General features: G+C 59.2%; 24 protein-coding genes. 8 read left to right on the top strand and 16 right to left on the bottom strand.

Annotated elements, in window-relative coordinates:
- Positions 1 to 239: 239 nt before the first annotated feature.
- The 5 genes from AAGW23_RS12170 (at position 240) to AAGW23_RS12150 (ending at position 5,035) form a co-directional block, all read left to right on the top strand.
- Entirely contained in the window at positions 240 to 1,571 is a 1,332-nt protein-coding gene (locus AAGW23_RS12170) for a TRZ/ATZ family hydrolase (RefSeq protein ID WP_342406738.1), read from the top strand.
- A gap of 142 nt (positions 1,572 to 1,713) precedes the next feature.
- Positions 1,714 to 2,412, top strand: a complete 699-nt coding sequence (gene ubiG, locus AAGW23_RS12165) for a bifunctional 2-polyprenyl-6-hydroxyphenol methylase/3-demethylubiquinol 3-O-methyltransferase UbiG (RefSeq protein WP_342406737.1) — start codon at positions 1,714 to 1,716, stop codon at positions 2,410 to 2,412.
- On the top strand, positions 2,412 to 3,080 hold the full coding sequence (gene mupP / locus AAGW23_RS12160; RefSeq protein ID WP_342406736.1) for an N-acetylmuramic acid 6-phosphate phosphatase MupP: 669 nt from the start codon (positions 2,412 to 2,414) through the stop codon (positions 3,078 to 3,080). Before ubiG ends, mupP begins: the two co-directional genes overlap by 1 nt.
- Before the next feature lie 76 nt (positions 3,081 to 3,156).
- The gene (locus AAGW23_RS12155) at positions 3,157 to 3,897 is read left to right on the top strand and encodes a YciK family oxidoreductase (protein ID WP_342406735.1); all 741 of its coding nucleotides are present in this window, start codon (positions 3,157 to 3,159) and stop codon (positions 3,895 to 3,897) included.
- Between the two features lie 205 nt (positions 3,898 to 4,102).
- A complete protein-coding gene (locus AAGW23_RS12150; RefSeq protein WP_342406748.1) occupies positions 4,103 to 5,035 on the top strand; it encodes a GGDEF domain-containing protein in 933 nt (310 codons plus the stop codon).
- Between the two features lie 83 nt (positions 5,036 to 5,118).
- Here the strand turns inward: AAGW23_RS12150 and rluB are convergent, their stop codons facing one another.
- From rluB to zwf, 4 genes are all read right to left on the bottom strand, one after another.
- Positions 5,119 to 6,252 carry a 23S rRNA pseudouridine(2605) synthase RluB gene (gene rluB, locus AAGW23_RS12145; RefSeq protein ID WP_342406734.1) on the bottom strand — a complete coding sequence of 378 codons (1,134 nt, stop codon included), beginning with the start codon at positions 6,250 to 6,252 and terminating at the stop codon, positions 5,119 to 5,121.
- A 124-nt stretch (positions 6,253 to 6,376) separates the two neighbouring features.
- On the bottom strand, positions 6,377 to 7,027 hold the full coding sequence (locus AAGW23_RS12140; protein WP_342406733.1) for a bifunctional 4-hydroxy-2-oxoglutarate aldolase/2-dehydro-3-deoxy-phosphogluconate aldolase: 651 nt from the start codon (positions 7,025 to 7,027) through the stop codon (positions 6,377 to 6,379).
- A gap of 17 nt (positions 7,028 to 7,044) precedes the next feature.
- Positions 7,045 to 7,758 carry a 6-phosphogluconolactonase gene (gene pgl / locus AAGW23_RS12135; protein ID WP_342406732.1) on the bottom strand — a complete coding sequence of 238 codons (714 nt, stop codon included), beginning with the start codon at positions 7,756 to 7,758 and terminating at the stop codon, positions 7,045 to 7,047.
- Positions 7,745 to 9,214, bottom strand: a complete 1,470-nt coding sequence (gene zwf, locus AAGW23_RS12130; RefSeq protein ID WP_342406731.1) for a glucose-6-phosphate dehydrogenase — start codon at positions 9,212 to 9,214, stop codon at positions 7,745 to 7,747. The genes pgl and zwf overlap by 14 nt, the downstream gene beginning before the upstream one ends.
- A 153-nt stretch (positions 9,215 to 9,367) precedes the next feature.
- On the opposite strand from zwf, the gene AAGW23_RS12125 reads away from it, so the two are divergent.
- Entirely contained in the window at positions 9,368 to 10,231 is an 864-nt protein-coding gene (locus tag AAGW23_RS12125; protein WP_102834485.1) for a MurR/RpiR family transcriptional regulator, read from the top strand.
- On the opposite strand, the gene AAGW23_RS12120 is transcribed toward AAGW23_RS12125, so the two are convergent.
- The 10 genes from AAGW23_RS12120 to edd form a co-directional block, all read right to left on the bottom strand.
- Positions 10,232 to 10,444, bottom strand: coding sequence for a DUF1289 domain-containing protein (locus tag AAGW23_RS12120; protein WP_342406730.1), 213 nt, complete (start codon positions 10,442 to 10,444; stop codon positions 10,232 to 10,234).
- A gap of 66 nt (positions 10,445 to 10,510) precedes the next feature.
- A complete protein-coding gene (locus AAGW23_RS12115; RefSeq protein WP_342406729.1) occupies positions 10,511 to 11,734 on the bottom strand; it encodes a carbohydrate porin in 1,224 nt (407 codons plus the stop codon).
- 235 nt (positions 11,735 to 11,969) lie between these two features.
- Entirely contained in the window at positions 11,970 to 13,124 is a 1,155-nt protein-coding gene (locus AAGW23_RS12110; RefSeq protein ID WP_342406728.1) for a sn-glycerol-3-phosphate ABC transporter ATP-binding protein UgpC, read from the bottom strand.
- A gap of 10 nt (positions 13,125 to 13,134) precedes the next feature.
- Complete coding sequence (locus tag AAGW23_RS12105; protein ID WP_342406727.1) at positions 13,135 to 13,980, bottom strand: carbohydrate ABC transporter permease; 846 nt, start codon at positions 13,978 to 13,980, stop codon at positions 13,135 to 13,137.
- Positions 13,973 to 14,881 (bottom strand): carbohydrate ABC transporter permease, encoded by a 909-nt coding sequence (locus AAGW23_RS12100; protein WP_045427975.1) that lies wholly within the window; start codon positions 14,879 to 14,881, stop codon positions 13,973 to 13,975. The genes AAGW23_RS12105 and AAGW23_RS12100 overlap by 8 nt, the downstream gene beginning before the upstream one ends.
- A gap of 178 nt (positions 14,882 to 15,059) precedes the next feature.
- Positions 15,060 to 16,310, bottom strand: coding sequence for an ABC transporter substrate-binding protein (locus tag AAGW23_RS12095; protein ID WP_342406726.1), 1,251 nt, complete (start codon positions 16,308 to 16,310; stop codon positions 15,060 to 15,062).
- A 168-nt stretch (positions 16,311 to 16,478) separates the two neighbouring features.
- Entirely contained in the window at positions 16,479 to 17,939 is a 1,461-nt protein-coding gene (locus AAGW23_RS12090) for an ATP-binding protein (protein WP_342406725.1), read from the bottom strand.
- Positions 17,923 to 18,657, bottom strand: a complete 735-nt coding sequence (locus AAGW23_RS12085; RefSeq protein WP_342406724.1) for a response regulator transcription factor — start codon at positions 18,655 to 18,657, stop codon at positions 17,923 to 17,925. The genes AAGW23_RS12090 and AAGW23_RS12085 overlap by 17 nt, the downstream gene beginning before the upstream one ends.
- A gap of 39 nt (positions 18,658 to 18,696) precedes the next feature.
- Positions 18,697 to 19,668 (bottom strand): glucokinase, encoded by a 972-nt coding sequence (locus tag AAGW23_RS12080; protein WP_342406723.1) that lies wholly within the window; start codon positions 19,666 to 19,668, stop codon positions 18,697 to 18,699.
- On the bottom strand, positions 19,665 to 21,494 hold the full coding sequence (gene edd, locus AAGW23_RS12075; RefSeq protein WP_342406722.1) for a phosphogluconate dehydratase: 1,830 nt from the start codon (positions 21,492 to 21,494) through the stop codon (positions 19,665 to 19,667). The genes AAGW23_RS12080 and edd overlap by 4 nt, the downstream gene beginning before the upstream one ends.
- 122 nt (positions 21,495 to 21,616) lie before the next feature.
- Here edd and gap point away from each other — a divergent pair, with 122 nt between their 5' ends.
- Positions 21,617 to 22,618 (top strand): type I glyceraldehyde-3-phosphate dehydrogenase, encoded by a 1,002-nt coding sequence (gene gap, locus AAGW23_RS12070; protein WP_342406721.1) that lies wholly within the window; start codon positions 21,617 to 21,619, stop codon positions 22,616 to 22,618.
- A gap of 34 nt (positions 22,619 to 22,652) precedes the next feature.
- Entirely contained in the window at positions 22,653 to 23,129 is a 477-nt protein-coding gene (locus tag AAGW23_RS12065; RefSeq protein ID WP_342406720.1) for a methylglyoxal synthase, read from the top strand.
- Here AAGW23_RS12065 and scpB read toward each other — a convergent pair.
- On the bottom strand, positions 23,123 to 23,893 hold the full coding sequence (scpB, locus tag AAGW23_RS12060; protein ID WP_342406719.1) for an SMC-Scp complex subunit ScpB: 771 nt from the start codon (positions 23,891 to 23,893) through the stop codon (positions 23,123 to 23,125). The genes AAGW23_RS12065 and scpB overlap by 7 nt on opposite strands.
- Positions 23,890 to 24,750 carry a ScpA family protein gene (locus tag AAGW23_RS12055; protein WP_342406718.1) on the bottom strand — a complete coding sequence of 287 codons (861 nt, stop codon included), beginning with the start codon at positions 24,748 to 24,750 and terminating at the stop codon, positions 23,890 to 23,892. The genes scpB and AAGW23_RS12055 overlap by 4 nt, the downstream gene beginning before the upstream one ends.
- Positions 24,751 to 24,795: the final 45 nt, after the last annotated feature.

Below are 24,795 nucleotides of genomic sequence, written 5' to 3'. Positions count from 1 at the left end.
TTTTCGCTAACTTCTTGATTTACAAGAGGTTTCGCCAAAGGCCTGCGCCGGAGAAGGTGCGCATTATAGGCACTCAGAAAACCACGTCAACGATTGTTTTAGCTTTGATTGGATTAAGGAGCCGAGGCTGTCTACGCTGCTTATATATATGTATCAACGCTGGATCTATCTTGGATTCTTCAAACTGAGTTCGCCAGGCCTTACACTCATTTGCTTATCTCTATCATCTGAAGATCGATATGCCGCGCATCCCTGCAGAGCCGCTCGACCTGCTGTTACTTCCGACGTGGCTAGTCCCAGTCGAACCAGCTGGTGTTGTGCTGAAGAACCATGCGCTGGGAATCCGTGACGGGCGCATTGTGCTGATAGCTCCCCGTGAAGAGGCCGATCAGTACCTCGCTAATGAAACGCGTGACCTTTCCGGAATGCTTCTTGCGCCAGGGCTTGTAAATGCTCATGGCCACGCAGCGATGACCCTTTTCCGAGGACTGGCCGATGACCTGCCGCTGATGACGTGGCTACGCGAGCATGTTTGGCCAGCAGAAAGTCGGTGGGTCGATGAGGCATTCATCAAAGCAGGCACCGAGCTGGCTATCGCGGAACAGCTGCAAAGTGGCATTACCTGCTTCTCTGATATGTACTTCTTTCCTGAGGTTGTCAGCCAGCTTGCTCACAAGCACGGGATTCGCGCGCAAATAACGATTCCGGTGCTGAACTTCTCCATACCGGGTGCACGCGACGCCGACGAAGCGCTCCGTAAAGGCGTCGCGCTGTTCGACGACCTCAAACACCACCCGCGCTTGAGTATTGCCTTTGGCCCCCATGCGCCCTATTCGGTTGGCGACGATAAGCTGGAAAGCATCCGCACGCTGGTCGCGGAAATGGACATCGGCATTCATATGCACGTCCACGAAACTGCAAATGAAGTAGAAGAAGCGATGCGCGAGTATGGCGAGCGCCCACTGGCTCGCTTGGCGCGCCTGCAGCTTCTAGGGCCGCGCTTCCAAGCGGTGCACATGACCCAGGTAAACGATGACGACATCGCTCTGCTGGTGGAGCACAACTGCAGCGTGATCCATTGCCCCGAGTCCAACCTCAAGTTGGCCAGCGGCTTTTGTCCTGTGGAGCGTTTATGGGAAGCAGGCGTCAACGTAGCAATCGGTACCGATGGGGCGGCCAGCAACAACGACCTTGACCTACTGGGAGAAACCCGCACCGCTGCACTGGTTGCAAAAGCCGTGTCGGGCTCAGCGACCGCGCTCAATGCCCATCGCGCACTGCGTATGGCGACGCTCAACGGTGCGCGGGCGCTCGGGCTGGATGACCATACCGGATCCATCGAAGTCGGCAAATTTGCAGACCTTGTAGCGTTCGATCTATCGCGCCTACCGCAGCAGCCTGTCTATGATCCCGTGTCTCAACTGATCTATTCCTGCAGCCGGGATTGCGTGCGACATGTGTGGGTCGCTGGCAAGCACCTGCTCGACGACCGTCAATTGACCCGCATGGACGAGGAACAGCTCATCGCCACCGCCCAAGAGTGGGGAAACAAGATCGGCTCTAAACACTGAGGCGAGACTGCCCTCAACCGAAACTCCGCGACAAACTGACTTACACGAAGCCTTCTATTAGCTGTCCCGCATCCGACCAAAGCTGGCAACATGGGCAATTGCAGCTCAAGCTCCCCCTTCAAGCTTCTAAATGGAACAGACCATGAGCAACGTCGACCACGCCGAAATCGCCAAATTCGAAGCCCTCGCCCATCGGTGGTGGGATCGCGAAAGCGAGTTCAAACCGCTCCACGAAATCAATCCGCTCAGGGTCAACTGGATTGATGAGCACGTTTCGCTGGCCGGCAAAAAGGTCCTGGACGTCGGCTGCGGTGGCGGAATTCTCAGCGAAGCCATGGCTCAGCGTGGCGCTACCGTGACAGGAATCGACATGGGCGAGGCGCCTCTGTCCGTTGCACGCTTGCACTTGCTTGAGTCAGAACTGCATATCGATTACCGGCAAATCACTGCCGAGGCACTGGCCGAGGAAATGCCTGCACAATTCGATGTAGTGACCTGCCTCGAGATGCTCGAACATGTGCCGGATCCCGCTTCGGTCATTCGAGCTTGCTACAAGATGGTGAAGCCTGGCGGACAGGTCTTCTTTTCGACGATCAACCGTAACCCTAAGGCCTACGCGTTCGCCATTATTGGCGCTGAGTACGTGCTGCAGCTGTTGCCGCGCGGTACGCATGATTATCGGAAGTTCATTCGCCCATCGGAGCTTGGGGCATGGAGCCGCGAAGTCGGGCTACTGGTGAAGGACATCATCGGCCTGACCTACAACCCCCTGACGAAACACTACAAGCTTTCATCTGACGTGGACGTGAACTACATGATCCAGACACTGCGGGAGGCATGATGCGTCTGCGAGCGGTTTTATTCGATATGGACGGTACGCTGCTCGACACCGCGCCGGACTTTATCGCCGTGGCGCAGGCCATGCGTCTGACGCGCGGCCTCGAGCGCGTACCTGACCAGCAGGTGCGTGACGTCGTTTCCGGTGGTGCCCGGGCAATGGTACTCAGCGCTTTTGATGTCGACCCGCTTTCCAATGAGTTCGAGTTACTCCGACTGGAGTTTCTGGAGCGCTATCAACAGCATTGTGCAGTCGAGAGCCAGCTGTACGAAGGGATGGCAGAGCTGCTGACCGAGATCGAACAAGCCGACCTGATCTGGGGCGTGGTTACCAACAAACCGGTACGTTTCGCCGAGCCGATCATGCAGCAATTGGGACTTGCAGCTCGCTCCGCCGTTCTGGTCTGTCCTGATCACGTCAGCAAAAGCAAACCCGATCCTGAGCCGATGTTGTTGGCCTGTAGCCAGTTGGACCTCGATCCTGCAACCGTCTTGTTCGTTGGAGACGATCTTCGGGATATCGAGTCCGGGCGAGCTGCAGGAAGCCGCACGGCGGCCGTACGTTACGGCTATATCCATCCTGATGACAACCCGGATACCTGGGGCGCGGATGTGGTGGTCAACCACCCGCTTGAACTGCGCAGGTTTCTCGAGTCGCGATGGCTCGACTGATCGCCAACAGTCATCAGCATACTTTTTACGATAATCGTCAGTGGGCGATCGCCCCTATCTGCTTACGAGGCTTCAGATGTTCCAGTACTCAGCCCGCCCCGACCTGCTCAAGGATCGGATCATCATGGTCACCGGCGCAGGCCGCGGAATTGGCGAAGCCGCCGCAAAAGCCTACGCAGCACATGGGGCGACCGTACTCCTGCTGGGCAAAAACGAGGACAACCTCAACCGAGTCTACGATGAGATTGAAGCAGCCGGCTGGCCGCAACCAGTGGTAATACCGCTCAACCTCGAAACCGCACTGCCGCATCAATACGATGAACTGGCCGCGACCGTCGAGCGCGAGTTCGGGCGGCTGGACGGGCTTCTGCTCAACGCCGGTATCGTGGGCCCCCGCTCTCCGATCGAACAGTTGTCAGGCGATAACTTCATGCGCGTAATGCAGGTGAACGTGAACGCTACCTTCATGCTCGCCAGCACCCTACTGCCACTGCTGAAACTGGCGGATGACGCCTCGGTGATTTTCACCTCGAGCAGCGTCGGCCGGAAAGGTCGAGCCTATTGGGGTGGATATGCCGTCTCCAAGTTCGCCACCGAAGGCTTGATGCAGGTGCTGGCTGATGAGCTGGACGGCACCAGCTCCGTGCGCAGTAACAGCATCAACCCTGGCGCGACGCGTACAGACATGCGCGCCAAGGCTTACCCCGGCGAGAATCCCGAAGTAAATCCTCTGCCTGCTGAAATCATGCCTGCTTACTTGTATCTAATGGGCCCGGACAGTCGAGACGTCAACGGACAGTCATTCTACGCTCAGTAAGCACTCAGCAGGAGCGCCTGTTTTCCGGCGCAACGGCAGCGGCATACATGTCAAATTGGCATCAAGCTGCCGTTTCGCTGGCAACCTGTTGCCTCCAGCCCTGAAAGCCAGAACTAACTGCTTGTTTTTAAATGACTTATTAAGTTGGCATCATATTCGCTATAGAGCCTCTATCAACGCAAGCAGCGTTCTGAGGTTCACTCCCATGCTGGCAGACAAGCAGACCCCTTCTACAGTCGACATCGGCAGCGCTCGAATTCGACGTTTGGACATCAGTTGCAGCAAGACGCTGTCGACAGGTCAATATGGCCTTTCCGAACGACTGAGACATCTGACGTTGCGTTTGCAAACCAGCCTGGAGCTGGACCGGCTACTGGAGTTCTTCTTCGAGGAGGTCCGCCATCTGGTTCCACTGCGCGCCCTTTCGTACCGCCACTTGGGCACTGACTTCCAGCTTCAAATTGGCGAGGCCAATGGCTTCGATGTCAGTTATTCGCTCTCCCATAGCGGGAATTGCCTTGGCGAGCTGCGCCTGTTCAGCTCAAGGTATGTAGCCGATCCGCTTCTGGATCAGCTCGAAAATGCTCTTGACTGCCTACTGTTCCCGTTGCGCAATGCGTTGCTTTACCGGCAAGCCGTTCAAGCCTCGCTCAAGGATCCGCTGACAGGGGCTGGCAATCGCGCAGCCATGGTCCAGGCGTTGACGCGAGAGACCGAACTGTCGCGCCGCCATTGCCAAGCTGTGTCAATCATCATGCTGGACATGGACCACTTCAAACACCTCAACGATACCTATGGTCACCAGGCGGGAGACGCCGCCCTGAAAGCCACCGCGCTGCTGCTCAAAGAGCAGCTACGCAATGTCGACATGGTGTTTCGCTTTGGCGGCGAGGAGTTCGTTCTAGTGTTGTCCAACACGGGGTCGGAGGCTGCGGCTGTTGTGGCTGAACGGATCAGAGCCGCCATTCAGAACCTCTTCTTACTGGTCGGGGATAAGCAGCTCCAGCTATCAGCCAGCCTCGGCTGCGCTACCTACCAGCCCAGCGAGTCTCAGGACGATTTGCTGCGTCGCGCTGACCAAGCCCTGTACCAAGCCAAAAGAGATGGACGCAATTTGATCCGCGTTGCGTCGGCTTAGCAACAAGTCTTTGTAAGCCAGCCAAACAAAAAGGGCGAGCCCCTAATGGCCTCGCCCTTTCTTTATCCCTTCTCGCTACACCGTCAAGGCCGCTTGGAGCGATCACCACGCCCGAAACCCGGACGTTGCCCTTCGGTCGCTGCCGGGCCATTACGCTTGGCAGGCGCCGGCTTGCCGCGGTCGCGACCAACAGCGCTTGGCCGCTCCGCCACGGGTGTGCCGCGGCTGGGTTTGCTGCGCTCATCAGTATCGCGCGGCTTGCGTGCTGGTTTATCACCGCGTGCGCCTCGGCCGCGCCCCGCATCCCCAGGCACATCGGCTTCATGTGAAGACCGCAGCACACGGGGGCGACGGTCGCCGCGACCGATAGGCTTGGCCACTTTACGCTGCATGCGATCAAGCTTGTCCTTGGTCTTGGCTTTCATGCCTGGCAACGCCACCGACTTGAGGCCAACCTCTTCACTGAGGATATCAACTTCGCTCTGGGACATTTCACGCCAGCGACCCATTGGAAGGTCTGAGGTCATGAACACAGGACCAAAACGCACACGCTTCAAACGGCTGACCACCAAACCCTGCGACTCCCAGAGGCGCCGGACTTCACGGTTACGGCCTTCCATTACCACGCAGTGATACCAATGGTTGAAGCCCTCACCACCAGGCGCTTCCTGAATGTCAGTGAAACGGGCCGGGCCGTCTTCAAGCATGACGCCCGTCTTCAGGCGCTCGATCATTTCCTCGTCGACTTCGCCGCGCACCCGCACTGCGTACTCACGGTCCATTTCGTACGAGGGATGCATCAGACGGTTCGCCAGCTCGCCATCGGTGGTGAACAGCAGCAAGCCTGTCGTGTTGATGTCGAGGCGACCAATGTTGATCCAGCGTCCCTCTTTCGGTCGTGGCAGCCGGTCGAATACCGTCGGACGACCTTCTGGATCGTCACGGGTGCAGATCTCGCCATCGGGCTTGTTGTAGATGAGCACGCGACGGACCGTTTCGGCCGCCTCTTCACGCTTGAGCAAGCGGCCATCGACGGCAATCGCATCGTGCAGATCGACACGCTGGCCGAGCGTCGCTACGGACCCGTTGACCTTGACTCGGCCAGCCGCGATCCAATTTTCCACGTCGCGCCGCGAGGCAAGGCCAAGACGGGCCAGTACTTTCTGCAGTTTTTCGCCGTGGGCAATATGAGGGGTTGTTTCTTCGTGCTCGGTCATCTGGGCACCTCCCGGTGTGGCAATTCCGATTGAAAGGCCGCGCACTATACGCGCAACGGTTTACCGAAGCACGAGAAGGTTAGCAGCCAGAAAGGAGGCGCGCCCAGCGCGCCTCGGTCTGCAGTCAGCCTTTCGCCAAGGAGGCCAGAGCCTCAGCCGTGGCCTGCTGTATCGCAGCCCAATCCCCGCTCTTCAACGCGGCGCCATCAATCATCCAGGTTCCGCCGACGCACATGACATTAGGAAGCGACAGGTACTGAGCGGCATTGCTTGCGTTGACGCCACCTGTGGGACAGAAACGAACGTCAGCGAACGGGCCGCCAAGCGCCTTGATCGCGGCAACGCCACCACACACCTCGGCAGGGAAGAGCTTGAAGCGCCGATATCCGAGCGCGTAGCCACGCATGATATCGGATGCATTGCTGATGCCGGCCAGCAGAGGCACGGAGCAATTGACGCCGGCTTGCAACAGTTCATCGGTGCACCCCGGTGAGACGATGAACTGAGCACCAGCAGCCTCGACCTCGTCCATCATGCGCTTGTCCAGCACCGTACCGGCACCGACGCAAAGGTTGGGCCGTTCCTGGCGCAGGCGGCGAATGGCCGTCAGCCCATGTGCCGAACGCAGGGTGATCTCAAGTGCCGTCAACCCGCCAGCAGCGAGGGCATCAGCCAGCGGCAGGATTTGCTCCTCGCGGCCAATGGTAATCACCGGCAGGATGCGAGCTTCGGTACAGATCTTCTCGATCAGCACGTTTTTCTGGTCCATGGTCATGGAAAAGTCCTCGGGCCTCACGGGCACCAGTAAATCTCTAGAGGTGAATGCAGAAATGCGCGAATCGGCATCTGCAAAGGTTCGAGCCGCATGGCTTGACGTAGTGTTTCCAGCTTGGCGGAGCCCTGAATCGCCAGGCACTGAACACGTGCCGATGCCAGCAGCGGGTAGGTCATGCTGATGCGCTGCTCGGGACTGACAGGCGCCAGCATTGGCAGGCAAAGGTCAGTACCGCTTTCAGTTAAGCCTTTTGCCAACAGCGGGCTGTTCGGGAACAGCGACGCCGTATGCCCATCGTTGCCCATCCCTAGCACCAGCACATCGATCGGCTGAGCGAAGCCCAACAGCTTCTCGCTGGCGAGCGCTGCCGCTTGCTCCAGGCTCTCAGCGGCTTGATATAGACCAACAAGCTGGGCCTCGGCCGCTGCGTTTTGTAGAAGATGTCGACGGAGCAAACCTTCATTACTGTCCGGGTCTTCAGGTTCGACCCAGCGCTCGTCAGCCAAGCTGACCTGCACCCTGGCCCACGGCAACTCGCGCACGGAGAGCGCTTCGAGAAATGCGATCGGGCTCCGCCCGCCCGACACCACCAGGCTTGCTCGGCCATGATTGTTGACGGCGTACTGCAACGCCCCCGCAACCCGATCGGCCAACGCCTGCGCCAACTGTTCCGGCCCCGGGAGACTGTGCGCCACTACGTCGGAGGGCAGATCGAGTTCAGAGATCGCCATACCAGGACCTCCCGTCACGAGTAATCAATGCAATAGAAGCTACAGGCCCCCATGAACCCGCAGGATAGGGCTTGGGAGCATCCCCGATGCGCGACCAACCGTCGATCAGCTGATCGCACCATTTCCAGGCATATTCAATTTCATCCTTGCGGACGAACAGGTTCTGGTTGCCCTGCATTACCTCCAGCAGCAAGCGCTCATAAGCATCCGGAATGCGCGAGCTCTTGTAGGTTTCGGAGAAGTTCAGCTGGAGCGGGCCGCTACGCAGATGCATGCCTTTGTCCAGGCCCTGCTCTTTGGTCATCACCTGCAAGGAAATGCCTTCGTCCGGCTGCAGGCGGATAATCAGGCGATTGCTGATCAGCGACCGTTGCTCGGGCGCGAAGATATAGAAAGGCGGCTCTTTGAAATGGATGACGATCTGCGAGACCTTTTCGCCCATGCGTTTGCCTGTGCGCAGGTAGAACGGCACTCCTGACCAGCGCCAGTTGCAGATATCGGCCCGCAGCGCAACGAAGGTTTCGGTGCTGCTTTCGGCGTTCGAGTTCTCTTCTTCGAGATAACCCGGCACCTGCTTGCCGCCGACCGAACCCCCAACGTACTGACCCCTAACGACGTGCCGGGACAGACGCTCGGATGTGATCGGCGCCAGCGCCTTGAGCACCTTTACCTTTTCGTCACGGATGCTGTCGGCGGTCAGGTCACTCGGCGGGTCCATGGCGATCAGACACAGCAACTGCAACAGGTGATTCTGAATCATGTCGCGCAGCTGGCCAGCCTGATCGAAATAGCCCCAGCGCCCTTCAATGCCAACCGTTTCGGCGACCGTGATCTCGACATGGGAAATGTGGTGCTGATTCCACTGGGTCTCGAACAGGCTGTTGGCAAAGCGCAGCGCGATCAGGTTCTGGACCGTTTCCTTGCCAAGGTAGTGGTCGATCCGATAAATGCGGGTCTCGGGGAAGTATTGCGCAACGGCATCGTTGACCAGCCGCGAGGAGTCGAGATCGTGCCCGATTGGCTTCTCCAGAACAACTCGCGTCTGCTCGGCCAATCCGGCCGCTGCGAGGTTTTCGCAAATCGAGCCATACACAGCTGCAGGTGTGGCGAAGTAAGCAATCAGCGGCATTTCCGGCGCGACCATTCCGGCCAGGGCCGCGTAGTCTTTCGCATTGCGAAAGTCCATGGTCAGATAGCCCAACCGGCCTTGGAATCGGCTGAGAACGCTTTCGTCCAGCTGAGCAGCCGGCACATAGCGACGAAGCGCCTGGTCGATACGCTCGAGATGAGCCGCCGGCTCGCCCGGATCGCGCGACAGGGCAAGGATGCGCGTGTCGTTGTTCAGCAGCCCCGCTCTATCGAGCTGATAAAGTGCCGGGAACAGCTTACGCAGCGCCAAATCCCCGAGGGCGCCAAACAAGGCGAAGGTAGTTGCGTCAACAGTTATAGCAGGCATGATTTTTATATTAACCAAATTAGTCTGCGCGAGAGGTTCAGATGCGCAGTTTAAGCACAATATGTTGTTATTAAAACAACATACACCGATTTTTTCGAACGCCGATTTCGCTACTATCCGTAGCCTTGGGCATGAGTCCCTGAAGGAAGAGACATGGATCGCATGAAAAATCTCTTGGAACAGATAAAGAATCGGCTCGACGAGCTGAACAAGGCAGAACGCAAGGTGGCCGAGGTAATTCTTCGCGACCCGCAAGAAGCAACGCGCTATAGCATCGCCGCGCTGGCGCAAGCGGCGAAGGTCAGCGAGCCAACGGTGAATCGCTTCTGTCGCTCATTTGGTGCGGCCGGCTATCCAGCCTTGAAAATCCAGCTGGCACAGAGCTTGGCCAGCGGCGCGGCCTATGTCAGCCGGGCCGTGGAAGCGAACGATGGACCGGAGGCGTACACGAGGAAGATATTTGGAAGCGCTATTGCATCCTTGGACAGCGCCTGCCAGGCAATAGACCCTCAGGCAATCAGCCAAGCTGTCGATCTGATGATTCAGGCGCGGCAGATCCACTTCTTCGGGCTTGGTGCTTCGGCATCAGTGGCGCTGGACGCTCAGCATAAATTCTTCCGCTTCAACCTGCCGGTAACCGCACACAGTGATGTGCTGATGCAACGGATGCTGGCTTCGGTCGCGCATACCGGCGATCTATTCGTGATCATCTCCTACACCGGACGCACCCGTGAACTGGTGGAAGCCGCGACCATCGCACGGGATAACGGCGCCTCTGTTCTAGGGTTAACGGCAGCAGACTCACCATTGGCAAAGGTCTCTACATTGAGCCTGGATATTCCGCTGCCCGAAGACACTGACATCTACATGCCGATGACGTCTCGAATCATCCAATTGACGGTACTCGACGCACTGGCCGCGGGCGTGACATTGAAGCGAGGGGTGGATTTCCAGCCTCATCTGCGCAAGATCAAAGAAAGCCTGATGGCCACCCGCTATCCAAGCGAAGAGCACTGATCATTTCTTTTTCTTCTTCACCTTGCCCAGCTTTTTAAGCCGCTCGGCGGCCACCTCGTTGACCGCCTTGCGCTCTTTATTCTTCATGCCCTTCCAGGCCTTCATCTCGTCCCGACTGCGACCGCAACCGATGCAGATGTCGTCCTTGAGCTTGCAGATACTGATGCAAGGATTCTTCGCCTTGTCGCCCAAAACCACCTCCTGATCAGCCATTGCATTCACGACTAGTAGAGGCCATGGCGATCAGGAGGTTCTAAGCGAATACGGCTATGGCGTCGATCAATCCCACCAGTATTCAACCTGCACGCCAAAGTTGGAGCCGTGCTGCGCGTTGCCAAAGGCACCGGTTTCCGACAAGGCGCTGCCAGCGGCCATTAGATTGGCGGCCTCCTGCGCAGCGTCGTTCCACTGGGCGTAGGTGTAATACAAGCGAAACTCGGGACGCGCCCAGAACCCTGGCCCTGCGGGTGACCAGGTCGGGGCGATGGTGAACTTGGTCAGCTTGCGGGTCCCGGCCTCAGCATCGATCTGATCGTGCCCCACCTCGGCCACCAGCTTGAACTGCTCGGTCAAGGCATAAACCGGGCGCACACCCACCGATATCCAGTCCTGATCGCCGCCATCCTGACGCTTGTCCTTCTGATACACGACCTGGAACTGCCCACCGAAGCGCGGGGTTACCTGCCAGTCGAAGAACTCTACGACCCGCCAGCTCTTGGCGCTGTCATCCAGCGTCACGTCGCCGGTGTAACCCAGCCCGGTACCCGGGCCTTCACCATATTGAACAGCGAAGGTATTGCTGCCCCCCAGGAACCCGATCTGCTCATGCTGAGCCGTCACCGACCAGCCACTGTTTGAGTCGCCACGGTCCGGGTCATCGATGTAGCTGACGCCGAACTGAAACTCCCCACCGGGGTTGGTATCAAAACCGCCAACGTTGAAATCGTGACGATTGGTGTAATTTTCCTGGAAAACGCTGTCCTTGCGCGAAAAGGCATAGCTGTATTCCAACCCGCCAATTTCGACGTTTTCTATACCGGCGCCCGTAGCACTCTGATTCCAGTAATAGAAGTCGGATATGTGGATGTCGTTTCGCTTGTAGAAGCGTCGACCGGCCCATAACGACCCATTGTTAAGCGCCGCGATGTTGCTCCATTCGGCGTAGGCCTGCACCAAGCGCGCAAAGCCATGGTCGCCGGTGAACTTGGGGGTGTGGTCGTATTCGTTGTAGAGCGCAGCCATGCCCTCAACGCTCAGGACCGACCCGTCGTCCATGGTGAACAGATTCTGACGCAATCCCAGCTCGGCGTACTGCTCGCACTCGTTCCCCAGTCGGAACTTGGACGCTGCGCCCGGCAGCTGGAAGCAGGCCTGCGATTCGCTTGCCGTCGATTCGCCAATGCCGCTGCGCACATACCCGTTGAAGTCCAAGGCCTGCGCAGTGAACGGTATAGCGAGACTGGCCAGCGAGACGGCGAGGCCTATGCGTGTCGTTTTCTTCATATCCGCTCCAATTAGCTCTTATTGTTGTTACTGCTTTTGGATTGAGCCGGTATGGCTCTCCTATCGATCCGCATCAGCGGCGCTGCCTGTTGCGGCTCGAGTTTTCGCCAGCAGCGACCATCGCCACTACCTGCTAAAAACAATCGAAATATCAATAACATCCCAAAGCGACGGGTGCCGGTACGCTGTTACACGGCGACCCGGCCTTTTCCGCACTTTGCTTGGGATTACTGCTTCAACGCGCGACCAGCCGGGTGATGGTGCCGTTGCGACCGGAAGCTCCGTTGCCAGGCGTAACGCCCAGCCGCTCCCCCGTCTGCGAATCGAACAGCAGCACCTTGTCAGGCTCGAACTGCAACGTCAGGCTCTCGCCCGGATTCGGTGCGGCGTCCGGGCTCAGCCGACAGCAAACCTTCGTCTGGTTGAGGCTGACGAAGATCATGGTGTCCGGACCTGTCGGCTCGATGACTTGCACTTCGGCGCGCAGCGAGGGCAGATCCCCATCAACGCCTACGCTGATCTGCTCAGGACGTATGCCGAGGATCACCTCTCGGCCTTCCAGCGATTGCCCATCCGCCAGGTTCAACGGCAACTCACAACGGTCCTGGCCGCTTTCCAGCAGCGCGCGCCACCCGCCCTGACGGCTCAGACGCAGCGGGATGAAGTTCATCGGCGGTGATCCGATAAAGCTGGCGACGAAGAGATTGGCGGGGTTGTTGTAGATCTCCTTGGGTGTCCCGAACTGCTGGACGATGCCATCCTTCATCACGGCGACCTTGTCGCCTAAGGTCATTGCTTCGATCTGGTCATGGGTGACGTAGACCGTCGTGGTCTTGAGCCGCTGATGCATCAGCTTGATTTCCGTGCGCATCTCCACCCGCAACTTGGCATCGAGGTTGGAAAGCGGCTCATCGAACAGATAGATTTTCGGCCGGCGCGCCAATGCCCTCCCCATGGCGACGCGTTGTTGCTGACCACCCGAAAGTTGAGCCGGCTTGCGACCGAGCAGGTGCTCGATTTGCAACAATTTGGCGACACGTGAAACTTCCTCTTCGATCTTCGATGCCGGCACCTTGCGCATCTTCAAACCGAAGGCAATGTTCTCCTGCACGGTCATGGTCGGGTACAAGGCGTAGGACTGAAACACCATCGCGATGTCGCGATCTTTCGGGCTGGCCCCACTGATGTCTGCGCCATCGAGGCGGATCTCTCCACCCGTGATTTCTTCCAGCCCAGCGATGCAATTCATCAAGGTCGACTTGCCGCAACCGGAAGGCCCGACAAGGATCAGGAATTCGCCATCGTCGATTTTCAGGTCGATGTCTTTCAGCGTGTCGTGATTGCTTCCGGGATAGCTCTTGCGGACGTTACAAAGTTCGAGTGCGGCCATGATTATTCTCCTACCCCTTGACTGCGCCGGCGGTGAGCCCGCGCAGGAAATACTTGCCGGCGAGGATGTACACCAGCAGTGTTGGCAGCCCGGCGATCATCGCCGCGGCCATGTCGACGTTGTATTCCTTGACGCCCGTGCTGGTGTTCACCAGGTTGTTCAGCGCCACGGTGATCGGCTGCGTGTCGCCACTGGCAAACACCACACCGAAGAGGAAGTCGTTCCAGATCTGGGTGAACTGCCAGATCAGGCAGACCATGATCGTGGGGATCGACATCGGCAGCAGGATCCGCGCAAAGATGGTGAAGAATCCCGCACCGTCCAAACGTGCTGCGCGAATCAACGCGTCCGGCACGCTCACATAGAAGTTGCGGAAGAACAGCGTGGTGAAGGCCAGGCCATAGACCAGATGCACCAGCACCAGCCCCGGCGTGGTATTGGCCAGCCCGAGTTGCCCGAGGGTGAAGGACGCTGGTAGCAGGATCACCTGAAACGGCAGAAAGCAGCCGAACAGCAACAGCCCGAAGAACAGCTGTGAGCCGCGAAAACGCCACATGGCCAGCACGTAGCCATTCAGTGCGCCGAGCAGTGTCGAGATGATGACGGCCGGAACGGTGATCTTGACCGAGTTCCAGAAGTAACCGCCGACGGCATCCCACGCCGTGACCCAACCGATCACAGTCGTGACTTCCGGCCACGACAGCAGATTGCCGGTGCGGATGTCTGCGGGCGTCTTCAGGCTGGTCAGCAGCATGACCACCAGCGGTATGAGATATACCGCAACGGCGACCAGCAGCGTTGTGTAGATTGCCACTCGGCTGATCGTCAGGCGCTTTTGCCTTACATGGCTAGTCATGGCGCTTGTTCCTCAATTCCGAATACAGATAGGGCACGACGATCGCCATCACCGCGCCCAGCATGAGGATCGCGCTCGCGGCGCCAAGCCCCATCTGCCCGCGGGTGAAAGTGTGCGTGTACATGAACATGGCCGGCAGGTCGGAGGCGTAGCCCGGCCCCCCTGCGGTCATGGCCGCCACCAGGTCGAAAGCCTTGATGGCGATGTGCGCAAGGATCATCAGTGCGCTGAAAAACACCGGGCGCAGGCTGGGCAGGATGATGCGCAGGTAGATGCTCGGCAGGCTGGCGCCATCGATCTGTGCGGCGCGCACGATGGACTGGTCGACGCCGCGCAAGCCGGCGAGGAACAGGGCCATGACAAAACCCGAGGCCTGCCATACGGCTGCAATCACCAGGCAATAGACCACGCGATCCGGGTCCACCAGCCAGTCGAAACGAAAGCCTTCCCAGCCCCAGTCACGCAGCATCTTGTCGATCCCCAGGCCGGGGTTCAGCAGCCACTTCCAGGCCGTGCCGGTGACAATCATCGACAGCGCCATCGGGTAGAGGTAGACGGTACGAATGAAGCCTTCGCGGCGGATGCGCTGGTCCAGCAGCACCGCCAGCAACACGCCAATCGCGAGACTGATCGTGATGAACAGCCCGCCGAATACCAGCAGGTTCTTGCTGGCCACCCACCAGCGATCGTTGTTCCAGAGCCGCTCGTACTGCAGCAGCCCAACCCACTTGTAGCTCGGCATGAAGCTTGAATTGGTGAACGAGAGCAGGAAGGTCCACAGGATGTAGCCGTAGAAGCCGACCAGAACGATCAGCATGCTTGGCGCCAGCACCAGCTTGGGCAGCCAGTTCTGCAGCGCATCCAACGGCGAAGCCTTGGTGAAAACGGCTGTTGAGCTCATGGTTGGCTCCGATTGTTTACAGGTTCCGTTACAGTCGTGATCAGAGCGCGCTGATTTCGAGGCCCGTTACGAATTTCGAACAAGCCGTTCCCGTCGCGGCCGACTGACAGCTCGGCCGCGGGGGAGTCAATGCTTGATCGGTGTTGAAACGGGGCGCGAGGGTCCGCGCCCCGTGGCGCTACTGGACCGCCTGAATCGCAGCTGCCAATTGCTGGGCAGCCTTTTTCGGGTCGGCGGACGAGTCGTTGAAGAAGTTCGTCACGACATCGAACACAGCGCCCTGAACGTAGCTCGACGCCGCCATGCCATGCGCCAGGCTGGGCACCAGCCCCGGGCCCTGAGCCGCTTGCTTGAAGTCCGTCATCGATTGCTGGGCGCAGGCATCGAACTCGCTCATGTCCTGATCCAGGCGGACCGGGATGGAGCCTTTGTTCTGGTTGAAGAACTGCTGGAACTCAGGCTCCAGAACAATCCGGGCCAGATCCTGCTGGGCCTTGCGATTGTCATCGTTGTTCAGCTTGAACATCGCCAGTGAGTCGATGTTGTAGGCGAAGCTGCCCTGAGTGCCCGGGAACGGCACGCACTTGTAGTGGTCGCCAGCGATTTTCTTGGCTGCGCTCCACTCGCTCTTGGCCCAATCGCCCATGATCTGCATGCCGGCCTTGCCGTTCATGACCATGGCCGTCGCGCTATTCCAGTCACGGCCCGCCGCGTTGTTGTCGACGTAGCTGCGCAGCTTTTTCAGCGCCTCGAAAGTCTTGACCATCTTGTCGCCCGTCAGCACGTCACGATCAAGCTCGACGAATGCCTTGCGGAAATCCTCAGGACCAAGGATGGCCAGCGCCAGATCTTCGAAGACGGTGCCGTCCTGCCAGGGCTGGCCACCATGAGCGAGTGGCATGAAGCCCGCTTCTTTCAGCTTGTCGGCCACTGCGAAAAATTCGTCGAGGTTTTTCGGCGGTTCAACGCCGGCTTTCTCAAACACGTCCGGGTTGATCCACAGCCAGTTCACACGGTGCACGTTGACCGGCACGGCGACGTAGTCACCGTCGTACTTCATCGCAGCCGATACTTGTTTGGGCAGCAGTTCGTCCCAATTGGCTTTTTCCGCCACCTCGTTGAGGTCGGTCAGCAGGCCCAACTCACCCCACTCCTGAATGTCAGGGCCTTTGATCTGAGCAGCTGCAGGTGCGTTGCCAGAAACGGCGCGGGTCTTGAGAACGGTCATGGCCGCTTCGCCGCCACCACCGGCAACGGCGAAATCTTTCCAGGTGTGACCCTCTTCCTCGACCAGGCGCTGCAGCGTGTCAGCCGCGCGCTTTTCGCCGCCAGAGGTCCACCAGTGCAGCACTTCGACTTCGCCGGCGTGGGCAAAAGGAACGAGAGAAGCAAGGGAAACAGCAGTAACCAGACGATGAATCGCGTTCATTGGGGTTCCTTTTCTTGTTGTTATCGATGCAAGTCTTTGCTTGCGCTGCACCGATTCTAGGCGCGCGGCACATCGCGCCGGGTAACGAAGGGATAGTGATTGGTCACCGTTTCGTTACAAAGCTCGGGACTTTGTAACGCGTTGAGGTGCCGCGCCTACGAGACGGGTTCAATCGGTCGTCCGCGGAAGGCTCAGGGTCACCCGTAACCCGCCGGCAGGCAGATTGCGCAGGCTGACCTCACCGCCATGAGCATGGGCGATATTGCGTGCGATACCGAGACCAAGTCCGTAACCGGGCTGCTTGGCAGCGAGGCGGAAGTTCGGTTCGAATACCTGCTTCAACCAGGCTTCAGGCACCCCAGGCCCTTGATCATCAACATGCAAGACGAAGGTTCCGTTACCGTCTTCGATAAGCAGATTGGCACGCTCGCCATACTTCAACGCATTGTCCAGCAGGTTGCCGATGCAGCGCTTGAGCGCCAGCGGCTTGCCGGCATAGGGTGCGCAGGCCCGGCCCTGAACCGTGACGCGACCATTGCCTCCAGGCGCCAGATATGGCTCGGTGACGCAATCGAGCAGCAGATTGAGATCCAGCGGTTCGATGTTTTCGTGGATATCAGTGTCCTTGACACACTGCAGCGCGCCTTTGACCAATAACTCAAGCTCGTCCAGGTCACGGCTGAACTTACGCTGCAAGGCTTCGTCCTCCAGCAACTCCACACGCAACCGCAGCCGGGTGATCGGTGTGCGCAGATCATGCGAGATCGCACTGAACAACTGGCTACGTTCGGTGAGGTAACGCCCGATACGCTCACGCATGCTGTTGAAGGCGCGACTGACCTCTACCACCTCGCTCCCTCCAGCCTCGGGCAACAATTCAACTTCGCTACCCAGCGACATCTCGCGTGCGGCCTGGGCCAGTTGCTTGAGCGGTCGACTCTGCCAGTGCACCAGAATACCGATGAACAGCAGTAGAAAACTGCTGGTCAGAAAAATGAACCAGATCTGTTGGGTGGGGACTCCCTCGTTCTCGAGGCTGACATACGGAGCCGGCATCAGCGAGGCGAGATACAGCCACTCGTCCGGCGCAATCTGAATCTGGGTGACCAGCACCGGCGGGTTCAGTGGCTCCAGACTCAGTGCGTAATGCGCCCAAGACCGGGGCAACTCGTCCAGTTTCAGACCGCCATTGAAAATCCGCAGGTCATCGGGACTGACGAAGCTGACCGACATGTCGACATGTTTGCCGAGTCGCTCACGCAGCACCTCATCCACCTGCGCCAACACCGCCTGTTTGCGCTCGGTTGGCGGCAGGATTCGCATCTCAAGCGGCTTGTCATTCAGCGAAACGAAAAAGCGCGTGCCGCCCATGCTGCGCAGCTGGTCGAGCACCAGGGGCCGATAGCCCAGTGGCAGCGAACGAAAATAGCTGACGCTGGCCGCCATCGAATGCGCCAGGCTGCGGGCACTGGTCAGCAGCCCCTCCATCTGGCTTGCGCGAAGCTGCGATACCCAGATGAAACTGGACAGCGCCTGCGCCATCAGCACCACCAGCAGCGTCAGGAACAGCATGCGGCCGAGCAGTGAGCGTGGAACAGGCGACCAGCGGCGCTTAACGGAGCGCGTCATGATGCGGTGCCACCTGCGCGGCGAGCAGGTAACCACTGCCCCGTACGGTTCGGATCAATCGTGGACACTTTCCGGTGTCACGCAGCCGCTGGCGCAGGCGGCTGACCGCCATGTCGACGATTCGCTCGAGCGGCATGACCTCACGACCCCGGGTGGCGTTGGCGATGGTATCGCGGTCCAGTATCTGTTGCGGGTGATCCAGAAACAGCTTGAGCAGGGCAAAATCGGCGCCGGACAGCAGCACTTCTTCACCGTCTTGATGAAACAACCGGTGACTGACCATATCCAGTCGCCACTCATCGAAGGCCCGCACGTCACTGCCGCGTTCCTGGCCAAAGTTGGCCCGACGCAACAGCGCCTTGATCCGCGCCAGCAGCTCCCGCGGACTGAAAGGTTTGCCGAGGTAATCGTCGGCACCCAGCTCCAGACCGATCACTCGGTCAGCCTCATCTGAACTGGCGGTCAGCATGATGATAGGCATCTGTGCCAACCGCTGATGCCCTCTCACCCAACGGCAAAGACTAAAGCCGTCCTCGTCAGGCAGCATCACATCGAGAATGACGAGATCGGGGCAATCGTTGCTCATGGCTTCGCGAAACTGCGCACCGTCGGCAACGGTGCGCACCTGAAAGCCTGATCGGCTGAGGTAGGTGTCTAGCAGCTCGCGGATTTCCTGGTCATCGTCGACCAGCAGAATCGATCTTCCAACCTGGCTCACTGGCGTCCTTTCTCTTCTTATAGGATGTTTCGAAACGGGTTAGTCCCCGCTGTGCCGGCCCTCCAGCAATTGCTGCAAAGCCACGCCGGCGCCTTCCAGGCCAGGATACTTGGCAGTCACTACCCAGACCGGGATATTGTCAAAATACCGACTCATATTGCCCTTGTCGCGAAAACTCTGGCTGAATCCGCTGCGCCTGAAGAACTCGACGAAGCGCGGAATGATACCGCCCGCGATATAGACGCCGCCTCGCGCACCCGTAGTCAACACATTATCGCCGGCGATCCGACCCAGCCAGACGCAGAATTGTTCCAGCACTGCTGCCGCGTAAGCATCACCGTTCAGAGCCGCCGCAGTCACCTCAGCTGGGCTGGTCAGTTTTACCGCCTCGTTATCCAGTGCGCAGCTGGTCCGATAGAGCTCCAGCAAACCGCCGCCACTCAGAATCGCTTCAGCATTTACGTGCCCTAACTTATCGTGCAGCCGCGTCCACAGCGCAGCCTCGCGTGCGCTGCCGATTGGCAGGCAGACATGGCCACCCTCCCCCGGCAGCGCCCGCCAACCGCCGTCCTTGAGCGGCAGCAGTGTAGCGACGCCGAGGCCGGTCCCGGGGCCGATCACCAAGCGTGCTGCGCCGGTTTCAGACTGACCCGGACAGACTTCGATCAGCTCACCTTCGCGCAGCCGGGTCATACCTAGCGCCATGGCGGTGAAGTCATTGATCAGCAACAGGTTGCTCAATCCCAAGCCCTGGCAGAACGCCTTGCGGCTAAGGCGCCAATGATTGTTGGTGAAAGCGAACTCATCACCTGAGACAGGCCCGGCACAGGCCAGACACACGGCCTGCAGCGCGTCGACAGCGAGTCCGACGCCTTGCAGGTAGGCACGAATGGCATCTTCCGGACGCGGATAATCAACGGTCGGCAATACCCGCACAGACTCGATCTGCTGACCTCGCCACAGGGCAAAGCGCGCGTTGGTGCCGCCGATATCCCCTACGAGCGCCGTCACTTGAGCGTCTCCAACTCCTCGGTGAATACGCTTGCGCCCTTTTCCGCCGGGCTGAACGAAGCGCGCAGAAAACCGAACAGTTCGCGTCCGCAGCCAATTCCCAAATCGCTAGGGGCCGAGACGGCATCGCGGCTATCGAACTCGGCTTGATCAACCAGCGCGAGAAGCTCACCCGTTTCGCCATCGACACGAATGACATCGCCGTCGCGCACACGGCACAGCGGACCGCCGTCGAGCGCTTCAGGACAGACGTGGATAGCCGCCGGTACCTTTCCGGAAGCGCCCGACATGCGGCCGTCAGTGACCAGCGCCACCTTGTAGCCGCGATCCTGTAGCACGCCGAGGAACGGGGTCAGCTTGTGCAGTTCAGGCATACCATTGGCTTTCGGCCCCTGGAAACGCACCACGGCGACGAAATCCTTCTCCAATTCACCATTCTTAAAAGCCAGTGCGAGCTCGCTCTGGTCACTGAAGACGCGTGCCGGCGCCTCCACCACACGGTGCTCCGGCGCAACGGCGGAGATCTTTGTCACGCCGCGGCCAAGATTGCCTTCGAGAACACGCAGCCCGCCTTCTGGCGAAAATGCGCGCTCGACCGGGCGCAGTATCGCCTCGTCCAAACTGTTATCCGGCCCTTCGCGCCAGACGAGCTTGCCGTCTTCGAGGAAGGGTTCCTTGGTGTATTGGCTGAGGCCCTTGCCCAGGACCGTATGTACGTCCTCGTGTAGCAAGCCCGCCGCAAGCAGCGTACGCACCATGAACGGAACGCCCCCACAGGCATGGAAATGGTTAACGTCCGCCTGGCCGTTCGGGTAGACCTTGGCCAGCGTCGGTGTAACGGCCGAAATATCGGCCATGTCTTGCCAGGTCAACTGGATGCCTGCCGCCTGAGCGAACGCCGGAATGTGCAAGGTGTGGTTGGTGGAGCCACCCGTGGCATTAAGCGCCACCACCGAATTGATGATCGACTTTTCATCGACGATCTTGCACAGCGGCACATAGTTACCCGACTGCGGGGTAAGACGAGTTATCTGCCGCGCCGCCTCACGTGTGAGCTCGTCGCGCAGTGGCGTATAGGGATTGACGAAGGATGAACCCGGCAGATGCAAGCCCATGATTTCCATCACCACCTGGTTGGTATTGGCGGTGCCATAGAACGTGCAAGTACCGGGGCTGTGATAAGACGCCATCTCCGATTCCAGCAGCTCCTCGCGGCTGGCCTTGCCTTCTGCGTAGCGTTGGCGCACTTCCGCTTTCTGTTTGTTGGGAATGCCGGAGGTCATCGGGCCACCGGGCACAAACACTGACGGTAGATGACCGAAGCGCAGCGCGCCGATCATCAGGCCTGGAATGATCTTGTCGCAGATCCCAAGGTACAGGGCCCCGTCGAACATGTTGTGGGACAGTGCGACAGCCGTAGCCATGGCAATCACTTCGCGGCTGGCCAGGCTCAGCTCCATACCCGCCTCGCCTTGGGTCACGCCGTCACACATCGCCGGTACGCCACCGGCGAACTGCCCTACCGAGCCCACTTCACGAAGCGCTTCTTTTATCAGGTCGGGAAAGTACTGATACGGCTGATGCGCCGAGAGCATGTCGTTGTAGGCCGAAACGATGGCTACATTCGCCTCGTTCATCAGTCGCAAACGCTGCTTGTCATCGGCCGACCCACAACCGGCAACTCCGTGAGCGAAGTTGGCGCATTGCAGCTTGCCGCGCTGAGGCCCGTCACTCGCCGCGCCGGCCATCTGCGCCAGGTAGCGCTGTCGGGTCGGCCGGCTGCGTTCGATCAATCGCTCAGTCACTTCTTGAATCCGCGGGTGCATGCCATCACTCCTGCTCATGAATCTTTAGTTTTACCAACAAAACAACATGGATTTGGGCTTGATTTCTATTTTGACAGGAATAATCTTGTAATTCCTACAACAAAATCCGCCCAGGACCTCTTATGACTATTCGAATCGCCATCAACGGCTTCGGCCGTATCGGACGCAACGTCCTTCGCGCCCTGTACAGCCAGAGCTATCGCGAGCATTTGCAGGTCGTGGCGATTAACGACCTTGGCAGCCCGGCGATGAACGCTCACCTGTTGCAGTTCGACAGCGTGCACGGCCAATTCGACGCAAAGGTCGAAGTGACAGACGACCAGCTGCGGGTCAACGGTGACTCGATTGCTGTAACCGCTATCCGCAATCCTGCGGAGCTGCCGTGGCGCCAGTACAACGTCGATGTGGTCTTCGAGTGTACCGGGCTGTTCACCTCCCGTGAAAAAGCCAGCGCGCACCTGCAAGCCGGCGCCGGCAAAGTGATCATTTCTGCCCCGGCCTCCGGCGTTGACGCCACCATCGTCTACGGCGTCAATCACGACACGTTGCGCCAGTCGCACCAGATCATTTCCAACGCCTCCTGTACCACCAACTGCCTGGCACCCGTTGCCCAGGTGCTGTCACGCGAATACGGCATCGAACACGGCCTGATGACTACCATCCACGCCTACACCAATGACCAGAATCTGTCGGACGTCTATCACAGCGACCCGTTCCGCGCGCGCTCGGCCACCCAGTCGATGATCCCGACCAAGACCGGTGCCGCCGAAGCGGTGGGCCTGGTCCTGCCAGAGCTGGCCGGCAAGCTGACAGGCATGGCCGTGCGCGTTCCTGTCATCAACGTCTCGCTGGTCGACCTGACCTTTGAGTTGAGCCGCGAGACCACCGCCGAGGAGGTCAACGCACTGATGCTTAGCGCCAGTGAGCGCTCGCCGATCCTGGCGTGCAACTCGCTACCTCTGGTTTCCTGCGACTTCAACCACAACCCGATGTCCTCTATTTTCGACACCAACCACACCAAGGTTAGCGGACGCTTGCTGAAAGTGATGGCTTGGTATGACAACGAGTGGGGGTTTTCCAACCGAATGCTCGACACTTGCCGCGCTCTTCACGAAGCGTCATAAGGGCAGCAGCCCATTACTGTCATGTAGGACGAACATGAACCGCATCGATTTTGTGAGCGCAACACTCCCAGCCCGCAAACGCATCGCACTGGTCGCACACGATCACTGCAAGGAGCGTCTGCTGGACTGGGCTGAGCGTCAGAAATCAAAGCTGGAAGCACATGAGTTGCTGGCCACCGGGACCACCGGACTGCTCCTCGAGCGACGCCTGCAGCTGCCGGTCGAGTGCATGATCAGCGGCCCACTCGGAGGAGACCAGCAGATCGGCGCCCGCATTGCCGAGCGCCGGATCGACATGCTGGTGTTCTTCTGGGACCCGTTCGAACCACAACCGCATGATCCTGACGTGAAGGCGCTGCTCAGGGTCGCAGCGGTGTGGAACATCCCGCTGGCGGCCAATGAAAGCAGTGCCGACTACCTGCTTTCCAGTCCGTTGCTGGACCAGGAACACTCACTGAGTATCCCTGACTATGCAAGCTACCTGACGGGGCGCCAGGTAACCGATCAATAGTCGCGACGATCCTCTTCGGGGGCGGACTGACCTTCATCAGGCTCAGCCTCTGCGCGCAAGTCGTCAAAATCGGTCTTCAATCCGGTTTCCATGCTGTCCAGCTCGGCCAGAAGACTGCGGAAACTGGTCTGTTCACGCGGCGCCTCCGGCGCCGCTTCGAGATCGGCGCGCGCCTGCAACGCCGCCGGCACCGGAGCCTCTTCGACATCTAATGGTTGGGGTTCAGGCTCCATCTCACGCAAGACTGCCAGCGGGGGCAGCTCGTCGAGGTTCTTCAGATTGAAATGATCGAGGAACTGTTTGGTAGTGGCGAACATTGCCGGTCGCCCTGGCACGTCGCGATGACCGACCACCCGCACCCACTCGCGCTCCAATAGCGTCTTCACAATTTGACTGTTGACCGCCACTCCGCGGATATCCTCGATCTCGCCACGGGTGATTGGCTGGCGATACGCGATCAGTACCAGCGTCTCCAACAAGGCGCGCGAATATCGCTGCGGCCGCTCCTCCCATAGACGTCCTACCCAGGGCGAAAACCGCTCGCGCACCTGCAGGCGGTAACCACTGGCCACTTCTTTCAGCTCGAACGCTCGACCCTTGCAGGACTTATCCAGCACCTCGAGTGCCTTGCGCAGCAAGCTGGGGGTTGGCCGCTCAATTTCGTCGAACAGCTCGGCCATCCGCTCTATCGACATCGGTTTGCCTGAGGCCAGTAAGAAAGCTTCAAGCAGCGAGGCAAGATCTTTGGGATCGGACAGATTCACAGGCTCGGCTCCATTGACGCTTCCAGTGGCAATGAGGCCTCATCGCTGCGGGCCCTGACATGAATCGGTGCGAAGGGCTCGTTCTGCACCAGCTCGACCAGCGACTCCTTGATCAACTCAAGCACCGCCATGAAGGTCACCACCACACCAAGCCGCCCTTCCTCGGCGGTAAACAACGCCACGAAAGGCACAAAGCCGCCGCCCTTGAGCCGCTCGAGCACATCGCTCATGCGCTCGCGGGTCGACAGCGTCTCACGCGTGACCTGGTGGCTTTCGAACATGTCAGCACGACGCAAGACCTCCGCCATGGAGATCAACAGCTCCTCCAGGCTGACCTGAGGCAGCAGCTTGCGCACGCGCGCGTCAGGTGCGTCGAGTTTCGGCACGTGCAGGTCACGCCCGACCCGTGGCAGCTGGTCGATCTCTTCCGACGCCGCCTTGAACCGCTCGTACTCCTGAAGCCTGCGGATCAACTCGGCACGCGGGTCGAGTTCGTCCTCCTCCACCTCGGCCGAGCGAGGCAGCAGCATGCGCGACTTGATCTCCGCCAACATGGCCGCCATTACCAGGTACTCGGCCGCAAGCTCCAGGCGCACGGCCTTCATCAACTCGACATAGCCCATGTACTGACGCGTGATTTCCGCGACAGGGATATCGAGAATATCGATGTTCTGCTTGCGGATAAGATACAGCAGCAAATCCAGCGGTCCCTCGAATGCCTCAAGGAAGACCTCGAGCGCATCTGGAGGGATATAGAGATCCTGCGGCAGGTTATTGAAAGCCTCGCCGTAGACAAGCGCCAGCCGCAGCTGCTCGCCGGGCGCCTTGAGGGTCGCCTCGGCCTGGGTGTCCTGCATTATCTCTCCGGAACGAACGAGTACTGGAAGCGGCGACAGCTTATG

Origin of the sequence: Stutzerimonas chloritidismutans (genome assembly GCF_038562055.1) — a bacterium.
GTDB lineage: Bacteria > Pseudomonadota > Gammaproteobacteria > Pseudomonadales > Pseudomonadaceae > Stutzerimonas > Stutzerimonas chloritidismutans_A.
The sequence above is the reverse complement of the archived record's forward strand: the minus strand, read 5'-3'. Positions and strand labels throughout refer to the sequence as shown.